This window comes from Oceanibaculum pacificum (genome assembly GCF_001618175.1).
In the GTDB taxonomy this organism is placed as follows: domain Bacteria; phylum Pseudomonadota; class Alphaproteobacteria; order Oceanibaculales; family Oceanibaculaceae; genus Oceanibaculum; species Oceanibaculum pacificum.
Genome location: NZ_LPXN01000050.1, coordinates 1 through 7,472 on the forward strand (window position 1 = coordinate 1; position 7,472 = coordinate 7,472).

At 65.0% G+C, this 7,472-nt stretch carries 6 protein-coding genes; 2 read left to right on the forward strand and 4 right to left on the reverse strand.

All coding sequences use genetic code 11. From position 1 onward, the window contains the following. Positions 1-46 precede the first annotated feature (46 nt). Positions 47-1,354 carry an NAD(P)/FAD-dependent oxidoreductase gene (locus AUP43_RS04125; protein ID WP_067553049.1) on the reverse strand — a complete coding sequence of 436 codons (1,308 nt, stop codon included), beginning with the start codon at positions 1,352-1,354 and terminating at the stop codon, positions 47-49. Next, on the reverse strand, positions 1,351-2,991 hold the full coding sequence (locus AUP43_RS04130; RefSeq protein ID WP_067553051.1) for an amidohydrolase: 1,641 nt from the start codon (positions 2,989-2,991) through the stop codon (positions 1,351-1,353). Before AUP43_RS04130 ends, AUP43_RS04125 begins: the two co-directional genes overlap by 4 nt. Positions 2,992-3,387: 396 nt before the next feature. Here AUP43_RS04130 and leuA point away from each other — a divergent pair, with 396 nt between their 5' ends. Beyond that, the gene (gene leuA / locus AUP43_RS04135; protein WP_067553053.1) at positions 3,388-5,064 is read left to right on the forward strand and encodes a 2-isopropylmalate synthase; all 1,677 of its coding nucleotides are present in this window, start codon (positions 3,388-3,390) and stop codon (positions 5,062-5,064) included. Between the two features lie 170 nt (positions 5,065-5,234). Continuing rightward, positions 5,235-5,678, forward strand: coding sequence for a hypothetical protein (locus AUP43_RS04140; RefSeq protein WP_157089229.1), 444 nt, complete (start codon positions 5,235-5,237; stop codon positions 5,676-5,678). Between the two features lies 1 nt (position 5,679). On the opposite strand, the gene AUP43_RS04145 is transcribed toward AUP43_RS04140, so the two are convergent. Further along, the gene (locus tag AUP43_RS04145; protein WP_067553057.1) at positions 5,680-6,519 is read right to left on the reverse strand and encodes a carbohydrate ABC transporter permease; all 840 of its coding nucleotides are present in this window, start codon (positions 6,517-6,519) and stop codon (positions 5,680-5,682) included. Between the two features lie 10 nt (positions 6,520-6,529). Further along, complete coding sequence (locus tag AUP43_RS04150) at positions 6,530-7,432, reverse strand: carbohydrate ABC transporter permease (RefSeq protein WP_067553059.1); 903 nt, start codon at positions 7,430-7,432, stop codon at positions 6,530-6,532. Between the last annotated feature and the right edge of the window lie 40 nt (positions 7,433-7,472).

Sequence of the window (7,472 nt, forward strand, 5' to 3'; positions counted from 1 at the left end):
CCCGAAGGGGCGTCTCGAAGGACATGGATACAATCACCGTTCCCGATCACCCCGCCCGCCTGCGGTCGATCCAGTCGCGCATCTTGTAGTAGCCGCCGACGATGGGCAGGAACCAGGGATTGCCGCCATAGAGCGGCACGGTCGGCATCGGCAAGGCCTCGTAGGCGCTGGGGCTGTTGGCGTGGCCGAGGATGTTCAGCGCCGTGCGGTGGCCCAGATGGGTCATCATCACCACGCCGCTGCCATTGCAGCCCAGCGCGTAATGCAGGCCATCCTGCCGGCCCATATGCGGCAGCTTGTCGAAGGTGAAGGCGACGTTGCCGGTCCAGGCATGGGTGATCTTCAGGCCGCGCCCGTCGAGCTGCGGGAAGCGGTCGCACAGGAAGCGGTGGAGGGTGGGCGCGCTCTCCTGCGGCGTGGCCTGGCGGAACCGGGCGCGGCCGCCGAAGATGATGCGCTTGCCGTCGGGCGAGGGGCGGTAATAGCACAGCACCCGCTTGGTCTCGGAGATCATGCGCAGCTTGGGAAACAGCGCGCGGACCGTCTCCGCGCCCAGCTCCTCGGTAGCGATGATGAAGCTGGCGATGGGGATGACGCGGCGCTGCTGCCAGGGCGTGGCGTCGCCGGTATAGCCGTTGGAGGCGACGACGACCTCCTTCGCGCGGACTTCGCCCTGCGATGTCTGCACGCGGAACGCCCCCGGCGCGCCCTCGACCTTGCCGACGCGGGTGCCGGCGCACAGCGTCGCCCCGGCGCGATAGGCGGCTTCCAGCAGGCCCTTATGCAGCAGCGCGGGGTGCACGCCGCCGGCGCGCTGGACGACCATGCCGCCATAGTAGAAATCGCTGGCGATCTCCTCATGCTGGCGCTCGCGCGGGACCATGTAGGCCTCGGATTCGGCGATCCGGTTCAGCGCCTCGACGCGGCGGGACTGCGCCTCGAACGCGCCGGGCGTGTGCGCCCCGACGAAGCGGCCGACCCGCTGGTAGAAACACTCGATCTTCTCGCGCGCGACGATGCCTTCCAGATGCGCGTAGGCCTGCGAGGCCTCGGCCAGCATGGCGCGGGTGGCGTCGTCGTTCATCGCCCGGCCCTTGCCGACATTCACCCCGCCCGAGACCATGCCGCCATTGCGTGAACTTGCCCCCCAACCGAGATTCTCGGCCTCCAGCACGGTCACCGCCGTGCCGTGGCGCGCCAGTTCCAGCGCCGCCGACAGGCCGGCATAGCCGCTGCCGATGATCGCCACGTCGGTTGCTTCCGGTAGCGGGCTGGCCAGCGTCGCGGCGGGCTTGGCGGCGTCCCACCAATAGGGTTCGGCCTTGAAGCCGTCGGCGAAGATGTCGGTGCTCATGATGGCTCCTGGACGCTGTGAATGATCTTACCGCCAAGCAGCGTCGTCACCACGCCGACCTCGCGGATTTCCTCAGGCGGAATGCTGAAATAATCGCGGTCGAGAATGGCGATATCGGCCAGCTTGCCGACCTCCAGCGAGCCTTTCAACGCTTCCTCGCGGCCCGACCAGGCCCCCAGGATGGTATAGGCGCGCAAGGCTTCCTCCGCCGTCACCGCTTCGGCCGCGTCCAGCGATACGCCGGTCTGCGCCTTGCGGTTCACCATGGCCCAGAGCGCGACGAAGGGGTTGGGATCGCACACCATCGCGTCGGAATGGCCGGGGGCGGGGATGCCGGCATCGATCAGGCTGCGGTGCGGCCACATCCAGCGCATCGCCTCCGCCCCGCGATTGGCGCGGTAGGCGTCGCCCAGATCATACATGAAGCCGGTGGCCGAGCTGTCGACCGCGCCGACGCGCTTCAGCCGTGCCAGGATCGGCGGGGTGACGTAGCAGCAATGCTCGACCCGCATGCGGTGGTCGTCCACGGGATGTTCGGCCAGGCAATGTTCGATCACGTCCAGCGCGAAATCGATGCCGCGGTCGCCCACGCCTTCGACCATCACCTGTAGCCCGCCCTTGTGCGCGGCCAGCGCGCGGCCCTTCAGATCGTCCAGATCGTAGAGCAGCATGCCGATATTGGGCTCGGGCTCGCCCTCGATCTTCCGGCCGACATAGGGCTCGTAATAGGCGGCGGTGCGGCCGGAGGTGGAGCAGTCCGGGCACCATTCGACGCCGATCACCCGCACCATGTCGTCGCCGAAGCCGGAGCGGATGCCGGCCTTCACATAGGACTCTACCAGCCCGTCCTCGCGGCCCGAGACGATGATGCCGACGCGCATGCGCAGCCGGTCCTGCTGGCGCAGCAGCTGATAGGCCTGGATCGACCGGCTGCCGGCCAGCGAGTTATAGACACTGGTGATGCCGTGGCGCGCCCAGTCGTCGAACACCTTCTCCAGCCCGTCGGCGAGGCGGGCAGGGGTGTCGGCAGCGTGGATGCGGTCGAGGAACAGATGCACCGCCGTCTCGCGCATCAGGCCGGTCAGCTCGCCGGTCTGCGGGTGGTGATCGAACTTCCCGAAGGCGGGATCGGGGGTATCGCGGTCCACGCCCAGCTCCTGGAAGGCGCGGGAATTGGCGAGGCCGATATGCCCGTCCGTGCGCAGCAGGAAGAGCGGGCGGCCCTGGCCCGCGGCGTCCAGTTCTGCCAGCGTGGGATAGCCACCGGATTTGTTCTCGTTCAAGCGGTAGCCGACCACCCAATCGTCCGGGCCGCGCCCCGCCGCGACCTCCGTCAGCCGGCCGAGCAGCGCCTCGCGCGATTGTATGCGGCCGGGCGCGACATCCTCCCACCCGGCAAGGCGGGCGGCATAGCTGTCCGGGTGGCAATGGCTGTCGACGATGCCGGGAATGGCGGTGCGACCGGCGAGGTCGATGATCTCGGTCTTGGGCCCGGTCAGTGCCGTCATATCGGCGTCGCTGCCCAGCGCCACGATGCTGCCGTCACGGATGGCCAGGGCGGAGACAATATGGCTGTCGCCGTCCAGCGTGTGGATCGCGCCATTGCGCAAGACCAGATCGGCGGTCAAACCCGGCATGCTCTTCTCCCCCAATGTTAGGGAAAGCTTGGCAGGATTTGTTAGGACAGAAAACAAGTTTGATGCGCGAAAAAGCTTAGCATCAGGTAGTTGACGCTGCCGCCCTGGCTGTGCACAGTAGGGACATGATTATTCGTTCGGCAGCCCTGCTTCGACTTCTAGGCCCGACCTCCTGAGGGAGGCGGGGTTTTTCGTTCGCGTCGAAGTTTCCGTTGCTGCCGGTCTAATCATGTTCTCCCTATCGATTCTCGACTCTTTCTTTGCCCCCCGGCTTGCCTGTCTGGCGCTGGCGGAGCGACTGCGCGGCGGTCGTCGGGCCTAGACGGTAGCCCGGCGGCCGTATTTCCTGCCGCATTTGCCTTGCCTCATAAAAAGATATTTCGGAGTCGCTTTCCCATGTTGCCGAATCCTGAGACTAAATACCGCCGCTTCACCACCGTTTCCTTGCCGGATCGCACCTGGCCGTCGAAGCAGATCGAGGCCGCGCCGATCTGGCTGTCGACCGATCTGCGCGACGGCAACCAGTCGCTGATCGACCCGATGGATGGCGAGAAGAAGCACCGTTTCTTCGATCTGCTGCTGAAATCCGGCTTCAAGCAGATCGAGGTCGGCTTCCCCTCGGCCTCGCAGACCGAGTTCGACTTCATCCGCAGCCTGATCACCGGGAATCTGATCCCCGACGACGTCACCATCCAGGTGCTGACCCAGTCGCGCGAGGATCTCATCCGCCGCACCTTCGAATCGCTGCAGGGCGCCAAGCAGGCCATCGTGCATCTCTACAACGCCACCTCGCCCAGCTTCCGCCGCACCGTGTTCAACATGGAGAAGGCCGATGTGGTGAAGCTGGCGGTCGCCGGCGCCACGCTGTTTGCCGAGGAAGCCGCGAAGCAGCCGAACACGAAATGGACCTTCGAATATTCGCCGGAAACCTTCTCCGCCACTGAGCCGGATTTCGCCATCGAGGTCTGCGAGGCGGTGCTGGATGTGTGGCAGCCGACGCCCGACAACCCGGCCATCCTGAACCTGCCGGCAACGGTGGAAGTGGCCGGCCCGCATGTCTATGCCGACCAGATAGAGTATTTCTGCCGCAAGATTTCGCGCCGCGATTCGGTGATCGTCAGCGTGCATCCGCATAATGACCGCGGCACCGGCGTGGCGGCCGCGGAGCTGGCGGTGATGGCCGGGGCGGACCGTGTCGAGGGCTGCCTGTTCGGCAATGGCGAGCGCACCGGTAATGTCGATCTGGTGACGCTGGCCCTGAACCTCTACACGCAAGGCATTGACCCGAAACTGGATTTCTCCGACATGCGCACCGTGGTGCGCACGGTGGAGCATTGCAATCAGCTGCCGGTGCATCCGCGCCACCCCTATGCCGGCGAGCTGGTGTTCACCGCCTTCTCGGGTTCACATCAGGACGCGATCAAGAAGGGTTTCGCGGCCCAGGAAAAGCGCAACGACGCCTATTGGGACGTTCCCTACCTGCCGATCGACCCGGCCGATGTCGGCTGCTCCTACGAAGCGGTGATCCGGGTGAACAGCCAGTCCGGCAAGGGCGGCGTCGCCTGGGTGCTGGAGCAGGATAAGGGCTTGCAGCTGCCGCGCCGCATGCAGATCGATTTCTCCCGCAAGGTGCAGGAAATCTCCGACCGCACCGGCAAGGAGATGACGGCGGCGATGATCTGGCAAGCCTTCGAGGAATCCTATTGCCTGGCCGACGCGCAGCGTTTCGGGCTGGTGGATTACGAGGATGCCGGCCGCCGCGCGCCGGGGCAGGACCGACTGTTCGTCGGCCGCATCACGGTGGACGGGCAGGAGCGCTCGATCAGCGGCAAGGGTAATGGCCTGATCTCCGGCGTGCTGGGGGCGTTGAAGGCCGATTGCGGCATCGAGCTTGAAGTGCTGGATTATCACGAGCATGCACTGCGCAAAGGCTCCGACGCGCAGGCCGCCGCCTATGTCGAATGCCGCACGGCGGACGGGCGCACGCTGTTCGGCGTCGGCATCGACGGCGATGTCGCGACGGCCTCGGTGAAAGCCGTGCTCAGCGCCGCCAACGTCGCCAGCCGGGAGTAGGCGGAATATTCCCGCGGGTCCGCCCCTGGACTCGCGGGAACATTCGTGACGGATTTTCCGCGAATTGTTAAAAGTTAAATATCGCATTGATATAATGAAATTTTTTGTAGTGTGTTCTTGCCTGCTACACTACTGTAAATAAGAATCTTGCGTTACCAATATGCAGGCGCATGCCCGACTCATCAGATTTTTCCGGCATTCGCATGGATGCCGACTGTGCTTATCGACATTGCGTCGGGGCGATCCATGGCAGCGTCACGCTGGCGGTGCAGCGGGACATGTTGTGGATTTCGGTGACCAAGGAGGCGGCCGGCGAGGATTTGCTGGAATGTTTCCGCCATGCCCTGGCCAGCGGCCATCTGGCGACTAAGATGCCAACGCTGGTCGACCTGTCGAGCTTCACTGGCAATGTCGATTGGCAAGCCATCGACCAGATACGCCAGCTTGCCCCCTGGGGCACCGGCAAGGGACCGCGCAGCCGCGTCGCCTATGTCTCGCGCGACAGCTTCTTCCGCTTCATGCTGAAGATCGTCGAGGTGCTGTTTCCGATGACGTCACACCGCCAGTTCGACGATCAGGCGCACGCTCTGGAATGGCTTGGCGAGCAGCGCTGAGCTAGCGGATGCCGGCGCGCAGGAAGGCCTGGATGAACTGCCGCTGGAAGATCAGGAAGGCGATCATCAAGGGGGCGATGGTGAACAGGGTGGCGGCGCTGATGACCGCGATGTTCACGCCGCTCTCCGGGGCGGCGAACAGCGACAGACCCACGGTCAGCGGCCGCGTCTCGTTCGAGTTGGTGACCACCAGCGGCCACAGGAAATTGTTCCAGTGCGTGGCGATAGAGACCAGCGCATAGGCCAGATATACCGGCCGGGCGGCGGGGATATAGACGCGCCACAGCACGCCGGTCCAGCCGCAGCCCTCGACGCGGGCGGCTTCCTCCAGCTCGCGCGGCACGCCCTTGAAGGCCTGGCGCAGCAGGAAGATGCCGAAGGCGCTGGCCATGTAGGGGACGCCGATACCCAGGATGGTGTCGAACAGGCCGAGCCGCGAGACCATGGCGTAATTCTCCACGATCAGCACTTCCGGCAGGATGAAGAGCTGCAGCAGCACCAGCATGAACAGCGCCTCGCGGCCGGGAAAGCGGAAGCGCGCGAAGGCGTAGCCGGCCAGCGTGCAGAAGAACAGCTGCCCGGCCAGGATCACCGTGACCAGCAGCGTGGTGTTCAGGAAATAGCGCGGCCAGGGCGCGCCTTCCCAGGCGATGCGGAAATTCTCCAGCGTCACCGGCGCATCGATCCGGAAGGACAGCGCGCCCTGTGGCGTATGAAAAGCGGCCCAGGCGGCAAAGACCAGTGGCGCGATCCAGATCACCGCCAGCAGGATGGCGCCGATGGCGTCCAGCGTCAGCGGCAGGCGGGTGCTCAAGGGGCGGCGTTCGGCAAGGCTGCTCATGACGCTTTCCTCACCGGTAATGGATGCGCCGTTCCAGCACGGCGAACTGCACGATGGCGACGATGCCCAGCACGATCAGCACCAGCACGGTCATGGCGGCTGCCGATGGCCGGTCGAAATAGCTGAAGGCCATCTCCCAGATCCAGTACAGGATCAGCTTGGAGGCGTTGTCCGGCCCGCCCTTGGTGAGGATGAACAGATGGTCGATCAGCTTCACCGAGTTGATCAGCGCGTTCACCATGACGAACAGGGTGGTCGGCATCAGTAGCGGGAACAGCACCCGGCGGAAATAGGTCCAGCGGCCGGCCCCCTCGATCAGCGCCGCCTCCTTCAGGTCGGGCGGGATGGTCTGCAAGGCCGCCAGGTAGAAGATCATGAAGAAGCCGGCCTCCTTCCAGATCGTCACCAGGATGATGCAGGCCAGCGCCGTCTCCGGCTGGCCCAGCCAGTTGGTGCCGGCGATGCCGAACAGTCCGAACAGCCGGTCCAGCACGCCGATGTCGGGCGTGTAGAAGAACAGCCACAGATTGGCGGCGGCCACCATCGGCAGCATGGTCGGGGTGAAATAGGCGATGCGCACCATCGCCCGGCCGGGAATTTTCGCGTTCGCCCACAGCGCCATGGCCAGCGCCAGCGCGATGGAGACCGGAATGGTGACGCCGGCATAGAGCAGATTGTTGGTCACCACCTGCCAGAAGGTGGGGTCGCTGAACAGCAGATCGTAATTATCGACGCCGACGAAGCGCGTGGGCCGGCGCACCGTGCCCTTGGAGAACAGGCTCTCCCACAATGTCGCCACGGTCGGCCAGAAGGCGAACAGCGACAGCATGAAGACCGACGGCAACACCAGCAGCGAGCCGTACAGCGCCAGCCGCCGATGTTCGATCCGGTCGAGAAGAGGGGCGTCGGTCATCGGTGTCCTTAATATTTCCCTCCCCCCTTGCGGGGGAGGG

Bases quoted from the DNA above. Each gene is read 5' to 3' on its own strand.
- AUP43_RS04125 (WP_067553049.1), bottom strand. From the start codon at position 1,354: ATGAGCACCGACATCTTCGCCGACGGCTTCAAGGCCGAACCCTATTGG.
- AUP43_RS04130 (WP_067553051.1), bottom strand. From the start codon at position 2,991: ATGCCGGGTTTGACCGCCGATCTGGTCTTGCGCAATGGCGCGATCCAC.
- leuA (WP_067553053.1), top strand. From the start codon at position 3,388: ATGTTGCCGAATCCTGAGACTAAATACCGCCGCTTCACCACCGTTTCC.
- AUP43_RS04140 (WP_157089229.1), top strand. From the start codon at position 5,235: ATGCCCGACTCATCAGATTTTTCCGGCATTCGCATGGATGCCGACTGT.
- AUP43_RS04145 (WP_067553057.1), bottom strand. From the start codon at position 6,519: ATGAGCAGCCTTGCCGAACGCCGCCCCTTGAGCACCCGCCTGCCGCTG.
- AUP43_RS04150 (WP_067553059.1), bottom strand. From the start codon at position 7,432: ATGACCGACGCCCCTCTTCTCGACCGGATCGAACATCGGCGGCTGGCG.